General features: G+C 66.4%; 22 protein-coding genes (1 of these 22 cut by a window edge). 11 read left to right on the forward strand and 11 right to left on the reverse strand.

What is annotated here, in order from left to right:
* Positions 1 to 23 precede the first annotated feature (23 nt).
* Complete coding sequence (gene ahr / locus ACWCOP_RS04270) at positions 24 to 1,031, reverse strand: NADPH-dependent aldehyde reductase Ahr (protein WP_478249988.1); 1,008 nt, start codon at positions 1,029 to 1,031, stop codon at positions 24 to 26.
* A 174-nt stretch (positions 1,032 to 1,205) separates the two neighbouring features.
* Between ahr and aat the strand changes: the two genes are divergently transcribed.
* Entirely contained in the window at positions 1,206 to 1,856 is a 651-nt protein-coding gene (gene aat / locus ACWCOP_RS04275; protein ID WP_478249989.1) for a leucyl/phenylalanyl-tRNA--protein transferase, read from the forward strand.
* Here aat and ACWCOP_RS04280 read toward each other — a convergent pair.
* From ACWCOP_RS04280 to ACWCOP_RS04290, 3 genes are read right to left on the reverse strand one after another with little or no spacing between them, the layout of a single operon-like run.
* Positions 1,823 to 2,341 (reverse strand): DUF2155 domain-containing protein, encoded by a 519-nt coding sequence (locus ACWCOP_RS04280; protein WP_478249990.1) that lies wholly within the window; start codon positions 2,339 to 2,341, stop codon positions 1,823 to 1,825. The genes aat and ACWCOP_RS04280 overlap by 34 nt on opposite strands.
* Before the next feature lie 37 nt (positions 2,342 to 2,378).
* Positions 2,379 to 2,846, reverse strand: coding sequence for an outer membrane lipid asymmetry maintenance protein MlaD (gene mlaD, locus ACWCOP_RS04285; RefSeq protein ID WP_478249991.1), 468 nt, complete (start codon positions 2,844 to 2,846; stop codon positions 2,379 to 2,381).
* Between the two features lie 3 nt (positions 2,847 to 2,849).
* Complete coding sequence (locus tag ACWCOP_RS04290) at positions 2,850 to 3,263, reverse strand: NADH:ubiquinone oxidoreductase subunit NDUFA12 (protein WP_478249992.1); 414 nt, start codon at positions 3,261 to 3,263, stop codon at positions 2,850 to 2,852.
* A gap of 224 nt (positions 3,264 to 3,487) precedes the next feature.
* Between ACWCOP_RS04290 and ACWCOP_RS04295 the strand changes: the two genes are divergently transcribed.
* The 3 genes from ACWCOP_RS04295 to ACWCOP_RS04305 are packed head-to-tail and all read left to right on the forward strand — an operon-like array spanning position 3,488 to position 6,040.
* On the forward strand, positions 3,488 to 3,712 hold the full coding sequence (locus tag ACWCOP_RS04295) for a DUF3126 family protein (RefSeq protein ID WP_478249993.1): 225 nt from the start codon (positions 3,488 to 3,490) through the stop codon (positions 3,710 to 3,712).
* Entirely contained in the window at positions 3,712 to 4,500 is a 789-nt protein-coding gene (locus ACWCOP_RS04300; protein WP_478249994.1) for an ABC transporter ATP-binding protein, read from the forward strand. Before ACWCOP_RS04295 ends, ACWCOP_RS04300 begins: the two co-directional genes overlap by 1 nt.
* The gene (locus tag ACWCOP_RS04305) at positions 4,493 to 6,040 is read left to right on the forward strand and encodes an ABC transporter permease/substrate-binding protein (protein ID WP_478249995.1); all 1,548 of its coding nucleotides are present in this window, start codon (positions 4,493 to 4,495) and stop codon (positions 6,038 to 6,040) included. Before ACWCOP_RS04300 ends, ACWCOP_RS04305 begins: the two co-directional genes overlap by 8 nt.
* 68 nt (positions 6,041 to 6,108) lie before the next feature.
* Here ACWCOP_RS04305 and ACWCOP_RS04310 read toward each other — a convergent pair whose 3' ends face one another.
* A complete protein-coding gene (locus ACWCOP_RS04310; RefSeq protein WP_478249996.1) occupies positions 6,109 to 7,008 on the reverse strand; it encodes a hypothetical protein in 900 nt (299 codons plus the stop codon).
* A 165-nt stretch (positions 7,009 to 7,173) separates the two neighbouring features.
* Between ACWCOP_RS04310 and ACWCOP_RS04315 the strand changes: the two genes are divergently transcribed.
* The 4 genes from ACWCOP_RS04315 (at position 7,174) to ACWCOP_RS04330 (ending at position 10,568) form a co-directional block, all read left to right on the forward strand.
* Entirely contained in the window at positions 7,174 to 7,734 is a 561-nt protein-coding gene (locus tag ACWCOP_RS04315; RefSeq protein ID WP_478249997.1) for a PAS domain-containing protein, read from the forward strand.
* A gap of 67 nt (positions 7,735 to 7,801) precedes the next feature.
* Complete coding sequence (locus tag ACWCOP_RS04320; protein WP_478249998.1) at positions 7,802 to 8,407, forward strand: PilZ domain-containing protein; 606 nt, start codon at positions 7,802 to 7,804, stop codon at positions 8,405 to 8,407.
* Between the two features lie 164 nt (positions 8,408 to 8,571).
* Positions 8,572 to 9,096 carry a DUF4339 domain-containing protein gene (locus tag ACWCOP_RS04325; protein WP_478249999.1) on the forward strand — a complete coding sequence of 175 codons (525 nt, stop codon included), beginning with the start codon at positions 8,572 to 8,574 and terminating at the stop codon, positions 9,094 to 9,096.
* Positions 9,097 to 9,233: 137 nt separating this feature from the next.
* Positions 9,234 to 10,568, forward strand: coding sequence for an OmpP1/FadL family transporter (locus tag ACWCOP_RS04330; RefSeq protein WP_478250000.1), 1,335 nt, complete (start codon positions 9,234 to 9,236; stop codon positions 10,566 to 10,568).
* 158 nt (positions 10,569 to 10,726) lie between these two features.
* Here ACWCOP_RS04330 and ACWCOP_RS04335 read toward each other — a convergent pair whose 3' ends face one another.
* On the reverse strand, positions 10,727 to 11,290 hold the full coding sequence (locus ACWCOP_RS04335; protein WP_478250001.1) for a gamma carbonic anhydrase family protein: 564 nt from the start codon (positions 11,288 to 11,290) through the stop codon (positions 10,727 to 10,729).
* A gap of 360 nt (positions 11,291 to 11,650) precedes the next feature.
* On the opposite strand from ACWCOP_RS04335, the gene ACWCOP_RS04340 reads away from it, so the two are divergent.
* Together ACWCOP_RS04340 and ACWCOP_RS04345 are read left to right on the forward strand one after the other, a co-directional pair.
* Positions 11,651 to 12,406: a PhoH family protein gene (locus ACWCOP_RS04340; RefSeq protein WP_478250002.1), complete on the forward strand. Its 756-nt coding sequence runs from the start codon at positions 11,651 to 11,653 to the stop codon at positions 12,404 to 12,406.
* Positions 12,407 to 12,482: 76 nt separating this feature from the next.
* A complete protein-coding gene (locus ACWCOP_RS04345; protein ID WP_478250003.1) occupies positions 12,483 to 13,124 on the forward strand; it encodes a 3'-5' exonuclease in 642 nt (213 codons plus the stop codon).
* A gap of 16 nt (positions 13,125 to 13,140) precedes the next feature.
* Here the strand turns inward: ACWCOP_RS04345 and hfaD are convergent, their stop codons facing one another.
* The 3 genes from hfaD to hfaA are packed head-to-tail and all read right to left on the reverse strand — an operon-like array spanning position 13,141 to position 15,740.
* On the reverse strand, positions 13,141 to 14,379 hold the full coding sequence (hfaD, locus tag ACWCOP_RS04350; protein ID WP_478250004.1) for a holdfast anchor protein HfaD: 1,239 nt from the start codon (positions 14,377 to 14,379) through the stop codon (positions 13,141 to 13,143).
* Entirely contained in the window at positions 14,294 to 15,286 is a 993-nt protein-coding gene (gene hfaB / locus ACWCOP_RS04355) for a holdfast anchoring protein HfaB (protein ID WP_478250651.1), read from the reverse strand. The genes hfaD and hfaB overlap by 86 nt, the downstream gene beginning before the upstream one ends.
* Complete coding sequence (hfaA, locus tag ACWCOP_RS04360) at positions 15,273 to 15,740, reverse strand: holdfast anchoring protein HfaA (protein ID WP_478250005.1); 468 nt, start codon at positions 15,738 to 15,740, stop codon at positions 15,273 to 15,275. Before hfaA ends, hfaB begins: the two co-directional genes overlap by 14 nt.
* A gap of 93 nt (positions 15,741 to 15,833) precedes the next feature.
* Here hfaA and ACWCOP_RS04365 point away from each other — a divergent pair, with 93 nt between their 5' ends.
* A complete protein-coding gene (locus ACWCOP_RS04365) occupies positions 15,834 to 16,541 on the forward strand; it encodes a rhomboid family intramembrane serine protease (protein WP_478250006.1) in 708 nt (235 codons plus the stop codon).
* 8 nt (positions 16,542 to 16,549) lie between these two features.
* Here ACWCOP_RS04365 and ACWCOP_RS04370 read toward each other — a convergent pair whose 3' ends face one another.
* Both ACWCOP_RS04370 and ACWCOP_RS04375 read right to left on the reverse strand, forming a co-directional pair.
* Entirely contained in the window at positions 16,550 to 17,161 is a 612-nt protein-coding gene (locus tag ACWCOP_RS04370; RefSeq protein ID WP_478250007.1) for a GDYXXLXY domain-containing protein, read from the reverse strand.
* Positions 17,158 to 18,067, reverse strand: the 3' portion of a protein-coding gene (locus ACWCOP_RS04375) for a DUF2157 domain-containing protein (RefSeq protein ID WP_478250008.1). It continues 386 nt past the right edge of the window; 910 of the gene's 1,296 nt are visible here — the last part of the coding sequence; the start codon falls outside the window, past its right edge; the stop codon is at positions 17,158 to 17,160. The genes ACWCOP_RS04370 and ACWCOP_RS04375 overlap by 4 nt, the downstream gene beginning before the upstream one ends.

Below are 18,067 nucleotides of genomic sequence, written 5' to 3' on the forward strand. Positions count from 1 at the left end.
CCGGCCCCGTTGTCTGCGGCAAGCTAGAAATCGTTGTCGAGGACGATGCGATAGCGCGGCGAGCCGTTTTTCAGATGCTCGAACGCTTCGTCGATTCTGCTCATGGGCATGCGCTCCACCTTCGGGGCGATGTCGTGGCGGGCGCAGAAGTCCAGCATGTCACGGATGGTCGCCGGGCTGCCCAGGGGCGAGCCGGAGATCGAGCGCTGACCCCCCAGAAGCTGGAAGGCGTGAACGCCGATGGGCTTTGGCGGAACACCCACGGTGTGCAGGCGGCCGCGCGGACCCAGCGCGTTTACATAAAGGCTCCAGTTGAGATCCACCGCCACTGTGGACAGGATGAAGTCGAACCGGCCGGCCTCGGCTTTCAGCGCTTCTTCAGAGCGGCTGTCCACGATGCGGTGGGCGCCCAGGGCGCGCGCCTCGTCGGCCTTGGCGCCGGTGGAGGTGAAGGCGGTCACTTCGCAGCCCCAGGCGTTGAGGAATTGCAGAGCCATATGCCCAAGACCGCCAATGCCGATGACGCCGACCCTGTCGGTGGGCTTCACGCCGAACTGGACGATGGGGTTGAAAACCGTGATGCCGCCGCAGAACAGCGGCCCGGCGTCTTCAGCCTTGAGATTGTCCGGCAAGAGATTGGCCCAGCTCGCCTGCACGCGGACCTTCTCGGCGAACCCGCCGCGCCGGCCCACCGCGATCATTTCAACGCTCTGACACATATTGTGGTCGCCGTGCATGCACGGGTCGCAGGTCAGGCAGGAGCGCGAGAACCAGCCCACGCCCACAGTGTCTCCCGGCTTCACATGGGTGACGTTCGGGCCGACCTCAGTGATCTTGCCGACGACCTCGTGGCCGGGGGTGAGCGGATACTGGCTGATCCCCCACTCATCGTCATGGAGCGACATGTCGGAGTGGCACAGCCCGCAGCTTTCAACCGCGATCTCCACATCGTCGGCGGCCAGCGGGCCGGGATCGTATTCGGTGAGCTCGAATTTCGCACCGGCGCGCGGCGCCTGCCAGGCCTTGATCATGGGGGTCTCCTTTGATGAACGCTGCGCGAGACTAGGCCGCACAGGCCTGCTGTCCAGCCACGCATCATCGCAAAGGGGTGCGTATGCGGCGCGCGCCGGGCTCCCCCGGTGCACATGGAGATGCTAACCTTTTTGCGTGGATATGTGGGCGAGGCGGACCGTCAGGGAGCGGACATGCGTGGATTCGGCGTTGAGGAATTGCTGGGCTGCTATGCGCGCGGCGTGTTTCCCATGGCGGAATCGCGCGACGACCCGCGAATCTTCCTGCTGGAGCCGGACGTGCGCGGCGTGATTCCGCTGGACGGGTTCCACATGCCCAGAAGCCTGCAGAAGACGGTGAAGCGCGACGTGTTCACCGTCACCGTGAATCGCAGCTTCGCCAGCGTCGTGCGCAACTGCGCCGAGCCGGCGCCGGGGCGCGAGGACACCTGGATCAATGAGTCCATCGAGTCGCTCTATATGGAGATGCACGCGAAGGGGCACGCCCATTCAGTGGAATGCTGGAAGGACGGCGCGCTGGCCGGCGGGCTCTATGGCGTGACGCTGGGCGGGGCTTTTTTTGGCGAGAGCATGTTTTCGCGCGCCACCGACGCCTCCAAGACCGCGCTGGTGCATCTCGTGGCGCGTCTCAAAACCGGCGGGTTCAGCCTTCTGGACGCGCAATTCACCACCGCCCATCTGGAGCGGTTCGGCGCCAAGGGCGTGCCGCGAAGGGCCTACAAGGTCATGCTGGCCGCCGCGCTGGAGCGCAAGGCGGACTTTCTGGCGATGCCCGAAGGGGTGTCAGGCGCCTACGCCCTGCAGTCGATCACCCAGACATCATAGACCGGGTGCTCCAGCGGATTGAGCGCCGGGTTGGAGGCGAACATCCATCCCGAGAAGATCCGCTCGCCTTCGGTCTCGGTCCCGAAACCATCGGTGCGCCGGTCATTGACCTGCATGAAGGTGAACACTTCCGGCGGCTCTTCGGGGGGACGCTTGCGGCAATAGCGCACCGTCACGTCCAGGGCGCCGAACGCCACCGTTTCGCCCACCGGCGCTTCAAAATCACGGGTGCGGGCGGTGACCTTGTCCAGACCGCGCAGGATCGCGACCGTTCCCGGCTGCGATGTCGGGCCCGAGCGTTCGCGGCGCTGTTGTGCGCGGCTGTCCTGGGAGCGGCGGTTCTGAGACCGGCTCTCCTGATCGCGCGCGCCTAGCACGTCGTCCAGCGAGTCTTGCGATTGCGCGGGCGCCTGCCCAGCGTCCTGGGCGAAGCCCGGCGCGGTCAGGAGCGAAGCGGCGGCGAGCAGAAAAGTCAGTCGAAGCATGGCGCGTTCCTAAGCACAGGGTTTGGCCAAAGCGTGGCTAGTTTGAATCGCCGCCGCCGCCGCCGCGATTCATCACCGCCTCGCCGATCAGATCGAACATGTCGACAGCACCCTGGGTATAGGTGATCTCGCCGCCGGGCTGGAGCATCTCCATGGCTCCGCCCGGTTCGATTTCCACATAGGAGCCGCCCAGAAGGCCGGCCGTGGAGATTTTCGCAGTGGAATCCTCAGGGATCTCCACATCGGCGCGGATCACCATGTCGGCGCGCGCAAAATAAGTCTCGGGGTCCAGCGCCACAGCGCGCACCGCGCCGACGGGAACGCCGGCCACGCGCACTTCGGCGCCGCGCGCCAGATCACCCACCGTGTTGAACCGCGCCGTGACTTCATAGCCGTCGCGTCCTGGCCCCTCGGTCATCTGACCCTGGGCGTAAACAAGAAAGGCTCCCGCGGCGACCAGCACCACGAAGCCAAGAACCGTTTCGAGAACCGCGCCGCTGCGCATGGCCTACTCCTTCGGCGTCCAAGCCTCGTAATCGCCCACGGTCCGCTGGCGTTCGCGCCCGTCGCCGCCGACAAGCGATCCCTTCGGCCGATAGGCGTTCAGCGTGCCGGTCTGGTTGGGCAGGTGATCCAGTTCCCAGGCGCGCCGCGGCAGGGGCGCCTCGTCGGGCGTTTCGTCCCAGGTGTGGTGCAGCCAGCCGTGCCAGTCGGAGGGAATCCGCGAGGCGTCGGCATAGCCGTTATACACCACCCAGCGGCGCTGCTTGCCGTCGGCGCCGGTGCCGCCGGTCTTTTCGCGATAATACTGGTTGCCGAACTGGTCGTCGCCGACCTTCACGCCGCTGCGCCAGATCGTGAAGACCGCGCCGGCGCTGGCGCCGTTCCACCAGGTGAACATTTTCGAGAGCAGACCGAGCATGGCCGTCCTTCGCAAGAAGTCGAGATAAGGGTCGCCCCGTATATGCATGTCCGCGGCGCCCCGGTCCAGTGCGCGAGACCGCGAGCGCCGCGCCGCACGCCGCCGCGCGGCGCGAAAGCCTCACCGGTTCGCCGCCGCGAGCACCGCCCCCGGTTGCCCTTTGGCGCTTTGGCGCTAGGCTCCGGCCAGATTTTCCAGACTCAAGACACGAAAGGGGCACGTCAGTGGCCGCACCCGTTTTTCACCGTGAAGAAGCCGCGAAGGTCGAATCCTTCCTGCATAAGAAACTGAACCCTGAACTGCGCGTTCAGCTGCGCCAGCGCGCCGACGAATGCGCGGAAATCTATCTGGGCCAGGAATGCCTGGGCGTGGTGTCGAAGAATGTGGAGGAGGGCGAAACCTCCTACTCCTTCGAGATCACCATTCTCGACATCGATCTCGAGGACTGATGGCTGAGCGGGCGGCCTTAAGCGTCGAGGCGCTCGCCAAGACTTTTCCCGGCGGGGTTCAGGCGGTGAGTGATGTGAGCTTCGCCGCCGGCCCCGGCGAGCTTGTCGCCCTTGTGGGCGAGTCCGGCTGCGGCAAGACGACCACCCTGAAATGCGTCAATCGCCTGCTTGAACCGTCCTCGGGACGCATAGAGATCGACGGCGAGGACGCGGCCGGGCTTGATCCCGTAGCCCTGCGCCGGCGCATCGGCTGGGTGATGCAGGGCGACGGCCTGTTTCCTCACTACACCGTCTCTGAAAACATCGCCGTCGTGCCAAGGCTTCTGGGCTGGGCGCCGGAGCGGATCGCCGCGCGCGTCGAGGAGCTGCTGACCCTGGTGCGCTTGGATCCGGCCGAGTTTGCGAAACGCAGGCCGAGCGCGCTCTCCGGCGGTCAACGCCAGCGCGTCGGCGTCGCCCGCGCGCTGGCGGCCGGTCCCGGCCTGATGCTCATGGACGAGCCGTTCGGCGCGCTGGACCCGATCACCCGCGACGCATTGCGCGAGGACGTCGCCGCTCTGCAGGCGGAGCTGCGCTTTGCTGCGGTGCTGGTGACGCACGACATGGCCGAGGCGCTGCTGCTGGCGACGCGAATCGCAGTGATGCACGAGGGCGCGGTGATTCAATACGATACGCCTGAACGCCTGCTGGCCTCGCCGGCGGACGAGCGGGTGTCGCGCATGCTGGAAAGTCCGCTGCGCGAGGCGGGACGCATTGCGGCCCTGCACGAAGGCGCGAGCCATGGGTGAGACGCTTCAGCCCCTGATCGAGCAGCTTCCCGCATATCTTGGCGGCCATATCCGGCTGTCGCTGGCGGCGATCCTGTCGGCGCTGGCGATCTCGCTGCCGCTGGGCGTCTTCGCCGCGCGCAATCCGCGCCTGGCCGGTCCGTCCCTGACGGTGGCGAGCGTGCTGCAGACCATTCCCGGCCTTGCATTGCTGGCGCTCATGGTGCCGCTGCTGGGCGGCATGATCGGCTTTCTGCCCGCCTATGTGGCGCTGACGCTCTATGGGATCCTGCCCGTCCTGCGCAACACCATCGTCGGCCTGCAGGGCGTGGACGCCGGCGTGCGCGAGGCGGCGCGCGGGGTGGGCATGAGCCAGGCGCAGAGCCTGTTCCGGGTCGAGCTGCCGCTTGCCGCGCCGGCGATCGTCGCGGGCGTGCGCACGGCCAGCGTCTGGGTGATCGGCGCCGCGGTGCTCGCCACGCCGGTGGGCGCCACAAGCCTTGGCAATTACATTTTCTCCGGGCTGCAGACCCGCAACTGGGCGGCGGTGGTGTTCGGCTGCATCTGCTCGGCCGGGCTCGCCATCCTGCTCGATCAGACGATCCGGGCGCTTCAGGTGTCCGCCAGCTCCGGCAAGCGCCTGCGCGCCGCGCTGGCCGGGATCGCCATGGTGGCCGTGCCAGCCGGGGCCATTCTGGGCGCCCAGCTGGCCACCCGCGACGTGGACCGGATGGCGCGCTCCGATGACGCCGTGACCGGCTTCGGCGGCGAGCCCGTGGTCATCGGCGCCAAGAGCTTCACCGAGCAATATATCCTGGCCGAGGTGATGGGCGCGCGCCTCGAGGCCGCTGGGGCGCAGGTGCGCCGGCGAGACAATCTGGGCTCCACCGTCGTCTTCGACGCGCTGATATCGGGCGAGATCGACATCTATGTGGAATATACCGGCACGTTGTGGGGCGCCGCAATGCAGCGCGAGGCGTCAGCGCCGCGGGCTGTGATGAACGCGGCGGTCTCAAGCTGGCTTTATGAAACTCACGGCGTGGTTTCGCTGGGCGGGCTCGGCTTTGAGAACGCCTATGGCTTTGCGGTTTCGCGCGGGCTGGCCGAAGCCCAGGCGCTTCAGACCATCGGCGATCTCACCCGCGTTGAGGACTTGAGCGTGGGCGCGGACCCGGAGTTCTTCTCGCGTCCCGAATGGGAGCGGGTGAGGGGGCTCTATGGCCTATCCGGCGTGGAGCAGCGCTCCATGGACTCCACCTTCATGTACGCCGCCGTGCGCGATCGCCAGGTGGACGCGGTGACCGCCTACACCACTGACGGGCGGATCCTGGCCTATGATCTCAGGGTGCTTGAGGATCCAGCCGGCGCCCTGCCGCCTTATGACGCGATTCTGCTGATCTCCGCCGACGCCGCCCAGCGCCCCGCGATCGCCCGCGCTCTGGCGCCGCTGATCGGCGCCATCGACGCCGAGCTCATGCGCGAAGCCAACGCTGTGGTGGAGGTGGAGCGCCGCACGGTTGGCGAGGCGGCGCAGCTGATTCTCGACGCCTTGGCAGACTAAAAAAACGCCCCGGCAGGAGAAGCCGGGGCGCGTTTGAAGGTGGGTGGTGGGTGTGATTAAGGCGCGGCTCAGCGGTAGCCGCCGACCCCGCCGTCCAGCATGAGGGTCATGGAGGAGACTTCGCTGCGCTCGGTTCGGCGCTCGTAACTCTCCATGTAGGTTTCCTCGTAGCGGTAATAGATCAGCTTCACGCCCGGCCCGTGAAGGCGCAGGAGCGAACGCTCATTACAGTTGCGGCGGGCTTCCTCGGTGGCGCAGTAGAGCCGTCCGCCCGCGCCGTGGCGCAGAGCTTCGCCCTTGTCGCACTGGATCGTCTCGCCGCCGTCAAAGCGGTCATGGCCCGCTTCGCGCCAGCCCAGCGTCGCCTGCAAGGCGGTGCCGGCCATGCAGCGGAAGATTTCGCCGTCAAAGTCTGGATGAACCCGCTCGTCAGGGTCGGGGCGAGAGGCCGGGTGCGGCGAGCCGCCGTCGTCCACGCACACCGCGCGCACCAGCCGCCATTCCTCGACCAGGCGGGTGCGTTCCTCCTCCACGATCTCGGTGGAGGACGCGCCGGCGAGCCTCAGGCCGGTGAGGGCCGTGGCGGCGCCGGGATAGGTCCCGCCCACATAGCCGCCGCCCGAATAGATGAAGGTGTTCCCGCTCGCGCCCGCTCCGGCGCGGGCGCCGGAGGTCGCTGTCGCTACGGCGTTGGCGCTTGCGCTGGCGTTGACGTTCACATTCACGCTGGAGTGCAGATTGATGCCGCCCATATGGATGTTGGGACCGCCTACATGCACGTTGGGTCCGCCGATATGGACGTTGGGCGCATGGATGTTGGGCCCGCCTGGATGCCCGCAGCAGGGATTGTGCGAGGGCGGCGGGGGCGAGGGCGGTGTCGGCGCCGGATCGCCCGCTGCGGCGGCTGCGGCCAGGACGGCTCCGGCTATGGCGGTCGCAAGGGCGGCGTACCGGGATGAAACGCGCATGGCGGTCTCCAGATCAGTTCAGCCCCCCGCCTTGCAAGCGTCGCGCCGTTGCCCGGGACAGGAGTGCGAGCCGGGTGTGTTTCATCAATTGGCAAGACGTTTGCTTGGGGGCCGATCTAACGGGCCGGCGAGCGATGCGCCGGACAGGACGAAGGACGCCCGGCTTTGGAACACGCCCACACCAGAACTCTGCTCGCTTATTGGGACGCGCGCCGGCGCGGCGAGCCCGCGCCGGCCCGGGCTGATATCGCGCCCCAGGATCTGGGCGCGCTGTTGTCCCACATCTTTCTCTTGCGCCGCATGGACCGGGACCATCACGTGTTCCGCCTGGCCGGCACGGGCCTTTGCAGCCTGCACAAGCGCGAGTTTCGTGATCAGAACTTCCTGTCTTTGTGGAGCGATCATGATCGCGCCCACATGACGGCCCTGCTTGAAGGCGCGCTGAGCGCGCCGGCGCCGGCCCGCGCCCTGTGCGAGGCGGTGACGCTGGATGCGCGCTCCTGCCTGGTGGAGCTGACGCTTCTTCCCTTGCGTGGTCCAGAGGGCTGGCTCGACCGGGTGCTGGGACTGTACCAGCCGCTTGATCCGGCAAAGCTTGGCGGGCGTCCCGTTCTGCGCCATCGGCTGATCCAGCTTTTCCCGGCCGGTACGCCGGATCCGTCCATGTCGTTGTTCAGCCGGGACGACTCCGCGCCCAAGCGTGCGCTCGCCGCCAACGACGTTTAGTCGGCGCAGCGATTTCTTAAGGCTCATCCGCTTAAGCTGCACGCCTTGCCAGGATCAGTAAGGCGTGATGAGCAACACCGTCGATTTTCATACCCGCCTGGACCGGCGCAAGATCAAGATCGCCGCGCGCGGTGCGCAGGAGCGCCGCCGTCACCGGCGGCTCGAGCTTGCACTGCCCGGACGCGGCCTTGCGGTGAGCACAGGCGAGTTCACCTGCCGACTGGTGGACGTGTCTCCCGGCGGCGCACGGGTCCTCACGAAAACTCCGCCCAAGCGCGGTGAGCGCGTGGTGCTTCTGTTTGACGGGCTCGGACGCCTGGAGGGCGAGGTGGTGCGCGCGGGTCAGACGGGTTTCGGCCTGCGGCTCATCAGCTCCCAGCGCAAGCGCGACCGGCTGGCCGATGCGATCACCTGGCGTTTCAACATGGAACGCCTGGGTCTTGATGAAGACCGCACCGCCCCGCGCAAACCGGGCCGTGGCCGAGCCAGAATCAGACTGCGGGACGGCGTGGTGATCCAGGCCGACGTGGTGGATGTGTCGATCACCGGTGCGGCCTTCGCCTGTCTTGAGCGGCCGCGCGTGGGCGAGCCGGTGATGGTGGGCGATATGAAGGGCCACGTAGCGCGTTGGCTGGACACCGGATTTGCGGTTTCGTTCGACCCGCCGGCCTGAAGCCGGCCTGTCTTCGGTATTTTGAGTGAGCAAGCCGGCGCCTCGGCGCGGCCATTTGTGGCCAGTGTCGCCGATTGTCGTCCTAATTTCACAATCGTCGGCCCGATTCTTGCCTTACCGGTGTGAGAGCTTCGGATTAAGCGAGCTGAGGCTGGGAGCTGCACATGCCGCGCGATGACGGAATCACAATGTCCTGGTTTGTAAAAGTTGAAGGCCGAGTCTACGGACCCTACACCGGCGCGCAGATGCGCGCCTTTGTCGGGGAGGGGCGCATTGCACCCCATTCCAGCGTCTCTGAACAACGCGATCAGGGGTTCCGGCTGGCTTCCGAGGTTCCCGCGCTCAAGACCTGGCTTGACGATGTGCGCCGCGCGCCGGGCGAAAAACGGCCGGCGCCCAGCGATGCGCGCACCGCCAATTTTCTCATTGTCGCCGAGCTTCATGTGGACAGCCGCGGCGCCTTTGAGGCCGCGCTCCGCGATTTCGGCGACGTGGAGGCGATCACGGCGGGGGTCTGGCTTGTACGCGGCGCCGCGAGCGCCGCTCATTTGCGCAATGAGCTGAGCCATCTTCTGGGCCGTGACGACAAGCTTCTGGTGGTGGACGCGTCCCGCGATCGCTCGGCCTGGTTCAATCTGGGCCGGGACGCCGACGGACGCATTCGCGAGCTGTGGGGCCGACGCGACTGAGGCTGACGCTTCAGCTGCAATTGCAGCTGCAGACGACCCTTATACCTAGGAACCAGCATGTTAGGCGCGCCGTTGCGATGAATTCGGACACTTGGTCCGGCTTCGCGACGTGACGTCAGCAACATGCAAGGTTTCCCATGCGATCGATCCTTCCCCGTATCGCCGCCGGCGCCGGCTTCGCCGCCGCGCTGAGCCTGTCCGCCGCCGCGCCTGCCCTCGCCGACGGCTTCAAGCTGTCGGAATACTCCTCGCGCGATTTCGGCATGGCCAACGCGGGCTACGCGGCTCTGGCCTCCGACCCTTCAACGATCTGGTCCAATCCGGCGGGTCTGTCCCGGCTCGACGGCCTGCAGGTCAATTCAGGCGCGTTCTACATCTATGGCCGCGGCGAGTTTGAAAACGCCGGGTCCACGAACGCGTTTGGCGCGCCCCTGTCGGGAACCGAAGAGGACGATCTCTTCACCGACAAGGTCATTCCCAATGTCTACATGTCGGCGCCGGTCACCGATTCGATCACGCTGGGCCTCGGAGTGAATGCGCCGTTCGGCCTGGCCACCGAGTATGCGCCGGATTCGCTGACCCGCTATCAGGCGGTGAAGTCCTCGCTGCAGGTGGTCGACATCAACCCGTCCGTGGCGTTCGAGCTGAACGACCAGGTCAGCCTCGGCTTTGGCGTCTCGGCGCAATACGCCGATGCGACGCTGTCCAATGTGATCAATTTCACCGCCGTTTGCCTGTCCCAGGCGCCGGCGGCGACCTGCGCCCAGGCCGGGCTCGCCCCACAGACCTCCGAAGGTTTTGTACGGGTTAAGGGCGATGACTGGTCCTATGGCTGGAACGCGGGGATTCTGTTCGAGCCTGAGGAGGGCACGCGTATCGGCTTTTCCTACCGCTCTGCGGTCAATCACGACCTTGAAGGCGAGGCGGAATTCGGAACGCCAGCAGGTGCGGCGATCTTCTCGCCGGTGTTCACCAACACCAACGGCGCGGCGCCGCTGGATCTGCCGTCTGAAGCGGCGGTGAGCCTTCGACACGAAGTGAACGGCGCTCTGGCCTTGAACGCCACCGTGCGCGCCACTTTCTGGGATATTCAGGCTTTGGTGGTGGATTTTGAAAACCCCGCCCAGCCTTCCAGCCGCGAGACGCTGGCCTATCATGATACGATCAAGGCCTCTGTCGGCGTTGAATACGCGCCGCGCCCTGACTGGGTGGTGCGCGCAGGACTCGCCTATGATGAAAGCCCGACGCCGACCGACGAGCGCACGCCTCGCGTGCCGGACTCCGACCGCGTCGTTGCGGCGCTCGGCGCCAGCTGGACGCCCAGTGAAGCGTTCACGATGGATCTGGGTTATCAGCACCTGTTTTTCGACGATGCGCCCGTCGATGCGGTGGGGTCCGGCGGAGATCGGCTGGTCGGCGAGTTCGACAATAGCGCGGACCTGTTCGGCGTCGGCCTGACCTGGCGGCGCTAGAGCAAGTCGCCGGGCGGGTCCTTCAACGCCCGCCCGCACGGCCCGCGCCGCAGGATGAGGAGCCGGTCAAACGCTTCACTCCTCATCCTGTGGCGCTTTTTTCGCCAGCCGCGAGGGACGCGTTCAGAGATCGCTGGCCGATGGCTGGCTGTTTCGCCTCAGGCGCGCTTCAGCGGGCCGGGACTGCGTTCGCCGCCTTCGGCCGGGCGAAGATCGGCGGCGTAGCGCCTGGCGTTCTCCACATAATGGCCGGCGCTGGCTTTGAGGATTTCGTCCACGCCCTCGGCGATCTGTTTGACCACCTTGCCCGGCGAGCCCATCACCACCGAACCGTCGGGAATCTCCTTGCCCTCGGTGATCAGGGCGTGGGCGCCGATGATGCAGTTCTTGCCGATCCGCGCGCCGTTCAGGATCGTCGCGCCGATTCCCACCAGCGAGTAATCGCCCACGATGCAGCCGTGGAGCATGGCGTTGTGGCCCACGGTCACGCCTTTTCCCAGCACCAGCGGGAAGCCCATATCGGTGTGCATCACCGTGCCGTCCTGCACATTGGAGTCTTCGCCGATCGTGATCAGCTCGTTATCGCCGCGGATCGTGGCGCCGAACCAGACCGAAGCGTTCTTCAAAAGTTTAACTTTGCCGATCACGGCGGCGCTCGGCGCCACCCAGGCGCCCTCGGGGTGAAGCTCGGGCTTATCGTCTTGAAGGGCGTAAAGCGTCATGGTTTCAAAGCTTTCCTACAGGTCTAACGGGTTCAAGTGTGGCGCCCCGGCTTCAGTTCTATGACATGTTCGCAAAGCGGGGACTCATACTTCGTTCATTATCGTAGGATGAGACTGTGAGTGCGATTCGCGATCAACCCATCGCAATCGCATTCGCAGCGCAAAAGCGCATAGAAGCGACCGCGAAAGGGAGACAGGCCATGCCTGTTGCGCCACCAAACCCGGGACTGGTTCCGCCGCCTGATGCGACGGAGTCCGACCGCTCCGGGGAGTCCCGCCGCCTCGCTGAGATCGCCGATTCTTCATCCACCCCTGCGCATCCGCGTCAGGGGTTTTTTCTTGTCTTCTGGAGGGACTGACATGGGCAAGCGTGTAACCAAGCGCCGCCAGGCCGGATCATTCAACGCAGAAGCCTACGAGGAGGAAAAGGTCCGGGCGCTGTTTCCCGGCACCCGCTGGGCCCCGGACGACAAGGAACCCATGCGCGATCAGAGCTACACCAAGAATGTGAAGCCGCGCTCGAAGAACCAGGCCACCCTCATGGAGGCCATCGACACCTATAATCTGGTCCTCGCGCTGGGCCCGGCCGGCACCGGCAAGACCTATCTGGCCGTCGCCAAGGCGGTGGAGGCCCTGGAAGCCGGCCAGGTGGGCCGCATCGTGCTGTCACGCCCCGCGGTGGAAGCCGGGGAATCGCTCGGCTTCCTGCCCGGCGCCATGGAGGAGAAGCTCGCGCCCTATCTGCGCCCGCTCTATGACGCGCTCGCCGACCGTCTCAGCCCGAAACGCCTCAAAGCGCTGATGGCTGAAGGCCTGATCGAGATCGCGCCCATCGGATACATGCGCGGCCGCACGCTGAACAACGCCTATGTGGTGGTCGACGAGGCCCAGAACTGCACCTACGCGCAGCTCAAAATGCTGCTCACGCGTCTGGGGTGGAACTCCACCATGGTGGTCACCGGCGACCCGGCCCAGACCGATCTGCTGCCCGAGCTGTCAGGCCTGAAGACCATCGCGGAGAAGCTTGATCCGGTGGAGGATATCGCGGTGGTGACCCTGCAATCCGAAGACATCGTGCGCCACCCGCTCGTGGCGAGCATGCTCACGGTGCTGTAGCGTCACTTCTTGAAACAGGACCGTCGTAACGGCCTGCTAGGCTCTCCTGGACATTTCATCCAGGAGAGCCTTTTTCATGTTTGACGCCCTTGCGACAGTCGCCGCCCTCGCTGCAGCGGCTTTTCAGCCGGTGACGCCGGAAACGGATCCGGACGCCTTCGTGCTCGCCATCATCGATGTGGAGACGACGGGGCTGGAGCCCGGCCATCACGAACTGATCGATATCGGGGCGGTGTACACCGACCTTGAAGGAGCTGTGCTGGGCGAATTCTTCATCCGCATCACGCCCGACCATCCGGAGCGCGCCGGCGAGATCGCGCGAGGAATCAACGGTTTCGATGAGGCGCGCTGGGCCGAGCTTGGCGCATCCGGCGAGGCGGAGGCGGCCCGCGCCTTCCTGGCGTTTCACGAAGAAACGGTGGGGAATCGCACTGCGCTGTTCACCGCCTATAACGCCCATTTCGACCGCGCCTTTGTCGACGCCTGGCTGAAAGAGGAGAACCATGGCGGGGTGTCGGAGCTGTTCACCTATTTCATGGTGGACCTGCCCTCGCTCGCCTGGGGGCGCGGCTATCGCGGCCTTTACGGAGGCCAAATCGCACAGGCGCTCGGCATCGAACCGGAAACGAGCGACCCTCTGGAGCATACCGGTCAATCCGGCGCGGCGTGGAATCTCGAGTTCTATCGTGCGCTGAAGGCGGCTGAACTGCGGGAGTAGGGGGGCGGAGCCCCGCCTAGCCCCCTGGCGCCCGGCTTGAGAAAGTCGCGGCGTTACCCACGGCGGTGGCCGAGCCGGTGAGGGCGCCGATCTGGCCGGTATGGGTGGCGGTGACGCCGGCGCGCACCGGGCCGCTATTGGTCTGGTTGATGTTGGCGTTCAGTGAGACCGGGCATTCTGAACAGATATAGCCGCTCTGGGCGTTGCCGATGGCCGACGCCGACAGCGCCGCGCCGGCGCCGCCGACCCCTGATCCGCCGATACCACCTGCGAAGTTCACCTGGGCGGTCACCGGGCCGGAATTGGTCTGATTCATGCCGGTATACGCGTCCGCGCCGATATTGGAGACCAGGGACGCATTGCCCATGGCGTTGGCGGATCCGGCCACCAGCCCGTTGCCGAAATCGCCGACATTCAGGGTCGTGGTGGCGCGCACGGCGCCGGAATTGGTCTGGCTTCCTTGCGCATGGGCGTAGCCGTAATCGTTTGTAATGGTGAGCGTATTGCCCGCCGCGCTGGACGCGGCGACGCCGCCGTAATCGGCGTTGCGGATATCGGCCTGCGTCACCGCATCCACTGTCCCGGTCTGGGACTGGGTCACGTAGGCGATGGGGTTGCCCTCATAGCCCCCGGCGGTGAGCGAGTTGCCGGCCGCCTGGGCGCCTTGAGCGAAGGTCTCGATCTCGGCGTCCGCCGCGTCCAGCACAGCGCCCGCGAACACCTCGCCGTCCGCGTTCTGGGAGAGCTGCAGATCATGGGCGCCGGAGCCGCTGACCTGGACCGCATTGGCGGCCGCGCTGGCGCCCTGCACGGTGTGGCCGGCATAAGTCCCGATCCTAAGCGCCGAAAGGCCCGACACGCGCGAGCCTGCGTCCGCGCTCTGCTGGAGATCCATGTCCAAATTGGCGCTGGCGCCCACCGTCAGGGCGTTGCCCTGGGCGGCGGCGTTCGACAGCGCATAGGACCAGATCCCATCGACATCGACCGATGAGACCGCGTCCACTGACCCGGTGAGCGACTGGACGCCGGTCACGCCGGTCCAATTGGTCACCTCGCCGGTGGCCGAGTTCGCCTGGGCGAAGGCGCTGGAGACCGCGGTCTCCACCCCGCCGGCGGACTGGACGTCCTGCGCGGTCGTGGAACCTGAGTTCGCCTGGTCGAGCTCGACCCTATCTGAAGGTTCCGCGAAGCTGGCTGCGGATATCAGAGTCGCGGCGCTCGTGCCCGCGATCAACACTCGTGCGAGCCTGGACATAGGGAGCCTCCGAAGGCGCGTAAGCGGTTTGAAGCTGGACCCCGCCGGTGACGGTGGAGCCGCCGATGGGATCGTCGAAGGCGCAGGTCTGTTCCGGCGAGACGCCGTAGAGCTGCGCGGAGATTTCGAGAACGGCGCGCTCGATCACCGAGCGCACGGCCAGCTGGACCGGCTCCAGCGAGCGGCCGCCGGCGGAGACGTCCACCACGGCGTCGCCGAAGAAGGCGAAGACGCCCGCGGACAATTCCCGGCCGATGATCTGCTTCTGGTAGGAGACCACGTCGACCACTTCCAGCGTGCGCGAATCGATAAGCCGCAGGTCGAGGCCCACATTCATCACGTACATGCGCCGGCTGAAGACGCCCGACGGCGAGGAATCCACGCTGTCGCCGGCGAACAGGTCCTGACCGTTGGAGCGGATATTGGCGTTCAGCTCGGTGATGCCGCCCACCAGATAATAGTCCGAGCCCGGGATCGAGCCGGCGTAAATCTGGCGAAAGCCTTCTTCCTCAGCCTGGTCGCCCAAAAGCTGGTTGTTGGCGTAACGCAGCTCCAGCTCGGCCACCGATGTGTCAAAACGCTCCACGAGGCGCGCGCCGGTCTTGGCGAAGGCGCTCATGGCCATGAGCGAAGCGCCCTGGGTCACCCGCGTGCCGCCTTCGGGCGCGATCTGGCCGGTATAGTCGGCGATGCGGCCCACAGCGACGCGCGGGGCGGCCAGTCCGGAGCGCCTTGCATGATTGGACATGCACACCAGCGCTTCGGAGTAGGGGGTCGGATTGGCCGTGACCGGCGCGCTGCCCGTGGGTGTTGCGTAGAGCCCGTCCGAGCCCGGCGTCGAGGTGGCGCAAGCGGTCACAGTGAGCGCGGACATCGCGGCGCCGATGAGGGCCTTAATCTTGCGCATCATCACCCTCCGAAGCCGACTCGCCGTTCGTGTTTGCGCCGGCGTTGGCGGTCACGTTTCCGGTATTGGTCTGATTGCTGTTGACCACGACGGTGTTGTAATTGCCGTTCACCACAACGTTCAGCTGGTTGCCGATCGCGCTGGCGTTGGCGTTGGCGTTGGCGAACGGGCCGTAATAGCCGCCTTCGCCCTGAACCCCGCCGCCGGCCTGAACCGAGCCGTAGGCGGAGGCCTGGGCGGAGACGCCGACGCCGGTCTGGATAATCCCGTTGATCACCACCCGGTTGCCGGCGCGGGTGCGCGCACCGCTGAAGGGGCGCGTCTCCTCGCCATGGGCCTGGCCATAGGGCCGGGTCCAGTCTGAAGGGTGGCTTTCCTGGGCCGCGGCGAGCCCGCAAAGTGCGGTGGCTGCGACAAGGGCGCCGGTAAGGGTGGTGCAGGGGCCGGTCATCATGTGTCCTCTTTGAAGACGCTTTTGACCTGACGGGTGCAACGGGCGTGCCAGCGCCCTAGGTTAGGTCTCGATACCGGCGCGAAAGGACCCGCCTTGACCCAGACGCCAGATCCGCGCGGCCCCGCCGGAACGCCCGAGCCCCCAGTCCAGCGCCCGGCGCCGCGGGGGCCGACGCCTATCTTCAACATGATGGCGCCGGTGATTCTCCTGCTGGCGGGGCTGATGCTCGCGGTTCAATTGAGCCAAAGCTGGACCATGTCCGGGCGCGGCGGTGGAATGATCCACGGGATCACGCTCTGGCTCGGGACGATCCGAACCGGCGGCGCCCTTGGCGAATTGCCCCCGGCCCCGCTGTTCGGGCTGACGCCCTACGTGCTGCATGTCTTCGTACATTTCGGCTGGCTGCACTTGCTGATGAATCTCGGCGCGCTTCTGGCGTTCGGTCCGGCCGCGGCGCGTCCGTTCGGGCGGGGCTGGAAAAGCACGCCGGGCTTCCTGATCTTCTTCTTCGCCTGCGCCATTGGCGGGGCGATCGCCACCAGCGTCGTGAACGCGGGTGAGGCCAGCATCATGGCCGGCTCCTCCACCGCGATTTCAGGGGTCATAGCCGGCGCCGGGTTCGCCGCGGGCGGGCGCAGCGTGATGCAGCGCATCGCCTTGCCCTGGCTGGTTATCAATCTGGCGCTCGCGGCGGGAGACCTGTTCTTTCCGATCCCCATTGCCTGGGAAGGTCATATCGGGGGGCTGGTCACCGGGTTCGCGCTTTATCCCTTGATGGTGCGCTATCTCGTCTGGCGTTAAGGCGCGCCTTAAAACAGCGTATCGTATTGCGGCTCACCGTCGATCTCGAGGCCCTTGATGACGGCGCTCCCGTCTTCTGCCAAGGACACGATCAGGCGCAGCCGGTCCTGCGTCCGCATGGATTCAAGCGCCAGCGCCTGCTCATTGGGGGCGTAATAGCGCTCCAGATTATAGCGCACCTGGAGAATATCCCGCTCGGTTCCGGCAATCGGCTCGGTGCTCCAGCTTGGGGCCTCGCCTTCAACCTGTTCGGGCTCTGTAAAGTCGGACCGGGTTTGCACGCGGTGAACCCGGCCCAGAATGAACGGCCAGGCCGGGGGCTGATGGTATACGGCGGCCGGCGCCACGGCGCCGGTTCCGGTCTCGCTCAGCGCCACATAGACCCTGTCGCCCCGCATCCAGCCCGTGTCCGGCCCGTCGAGTTCACTCGTATCCAGCTCGTGCAGCCCCGTGCGCAGCTGCACATAATGGCCCAGCAGAACATCGCGCGGATCCACCGGCTCCATCTCCAGATATATCTCATGGCCGCTGGACCGCAGCCAGGCGTGCCGCGCCACGAGGCCTGCGAGAATCACGCTCATCACAAGCGCGACGGCGAGAAGACGCAGTAAAAGGCTCATGACGCGTCTCCCTCGCGCGCCGGCCTGGCGATGCGGCGCGCCACACGGCTGATGAGGACCGACACGGCCAGGAGCAAGAGTCCGCCGGCGGCGAAGAAGACCGAGGTGCTCAAAAGCCCGCCGAACAGCGCGCCGTAGACATAGAGCGTCTCGGCGATGAACGCGATCACGCCCAGAACGCCCGCCGCCCGGTGTCCGGGACGTGCGCCGATGAGAATCAGCGCGACCGCGGCTGCGTAGATCGCCGCGCCGGCGGCGATCTCGACAAAGAACGCTCCGCCGTCCGGCGCCTGGACATAGATCGCGGGCAGGGCGGCGGCGGCCAGACCGCCTGCGATGAAGGCGATGGCCGCGCCAAGGGCCAGCCCGCCGCGCACGGTTCGGATCGAGGCAGCCAGGACGAGGGTGACCAATCCGGCGCCGGTGAGCGTCCAGTAGAGCGCGCCGGGCAGGGTGTCGCCGGCGAGATCCGGGTTCTGCACCACAAAGCCGGCCGCCAGCGCTCCCGCACCCAGCCAGCTGGCGAGCACCCCGGCGCCGAAGACCTCCCGGTCTCGCAGGGCCGCGAACACCATGGCGAGGGCGCCGATGATCAGCGCGTAGACGGCGGCCCGCGACTGATCGCTGAAAGCGCCGCCTGTCGTTTCCATGATGAGATGACCCGCCCAGACCAGCAGCGCGAGACCCAGCAGATGCAAGGTGATCGCCGATTTGAGCCGCCAGGCGAGCCCCGCCGTGACGAGCCAGACTGGCGCATAACCCCAGATCTGGCCGGGGGCGAGGGGGTTCATCGCTTCAGATCCCGCCCAGAAGGCGCCTAGCAGCGCGGCGAGAATCAGCACCGGCCGCGAGGGGATGATCACTGCGGTGACCAGCGCGCCCGCGGTCCAGATGAGGATCCCGGTA

This window comes from Apolloniradiicaulis salifontis (assembly GCF_053756655.1).

Coding starts and splice junctions, on each gene's coding strand:
- ACWCOP_RS04370 (WP_478250007.1), bottom strand. CDS start 17,161: ATGAGCCTTTTACTGCGTCTTCTCGCCGTCGCGCTTGTGATGAGCGTG.
- ACWCOP_RS04345 (WP_478250003.1), top strand. CDS start 12,483: ATGTTTGACGCCCTTGCGACAGTCGCCGCCCTCGCTGCAGCGGCTTTT.
- ACWCOP_RS04290 (WP_478249992.1), bottom strand. CDS start 3,263: ATGCTCGGTCTGCTCTCGAAAATGTTCACCTGGTGGAACGGCGCCAGC.
- ACWCOP_RS04340 (WP_478250002.1), top strand. CDS start 11,651: ATGGGCAAGCGTGTAACCAAGCGCCGCCAGGCCGGATCATTCAACGCA.
- mlaD (WP_478249991.1), bottom strand. CDS start 2,846: ATGCGCAGCGGCGCGGTTCTCGAAACGGTTCTTGGCTTCGTGGTGCTG.
- ACWCOP_RS04335 (WP_478250001.1), bottom strand. CDS start 11,290: ATGACGCTTTACGCCCTTCAAGACGATAAGCCCGAGCTTCACCCCGAG.
- ACWCOP_RS04320 (WP_478249998.1), top strand. CDS start 7,802: ATGAGCAACACCGTCGATTTTCATACCCGCCTGGACCGGCGCAAGATC.
- ACWCOP_RS04310 (WP_478249996.1), bottom strand. CDS start 7,008: ATGCGCGTTTCATCCCGGTACGCCGCCCTTGCGACCGCCATAGCCGGA.
- ACWCOP_RS04305 (WP_478249995.1), top strand. CDS start 4,493: ATGGGTGAGACGCTTCAGCCCCTGATCGAGCAGCTTCCCGCATATCTT.
- ACWCOP_RS04300 (WP_478249994.1), top strand. CDS start 3,712: ATGGCTGAGCGGGCGGCCTTAAGCGTCGAGGCGCTCGCCAAGACTTTT.
- hfaD (WP_478250004.1), bottom strand. CDS start 14,379: ATGTCCAGGCTCGCACGAGTGTTGATCGCGGGCACGAGCGCCGCGACT.
- ACWCOP_RS04325 (WP_478249999.1), top strand. CDS start 8,572: ATGCCGCGCGATGACGGAATCACAATGTCCTGGTTTGTAAAAGTTGAA.
- ahr (WP_478249988.1), bottom strand. CDS start 1,031: ATGATCAAGGCCTGGCAGGCGCCGCGCGCCGGTGCGAAATTCGAGCTC.
- hfaA (WP_478250005.1), bottom strand. CDS start 15,740: ATGATGACCGGCCCCTGCACCACCCTTACCGGCGCCCTTGTCGCAGCC.
- aat (WP_478249989.1), top strand. CDS start 1,206: ATGCGTGGATTCGGCGTTGAGGAATTGCTGGGCTGCTATGCGCGCGGC.
- hfaB (WP_478250651.1), bottom strand. CDS start 15,286: ATGCGCAAGATTAAGGCCCTCATCGGCGCCGCGATGTCCGCGCTCACT.
- ACWCOP_RS04280 (WP_478249990.1), bottom strand. CDS start 2,341: ATGCTTCGACTGACTTTTCTGCTCGCCGCCGCTTCGCTCCTGACCGCG.
- ACWCOP_RS04330 (WP_478250000.1), top strand. CDS start 9,234: ATGCGATCGATCCTTCCCCGTATCGCCGCCGGCGCCGGCTTCGCCGCC.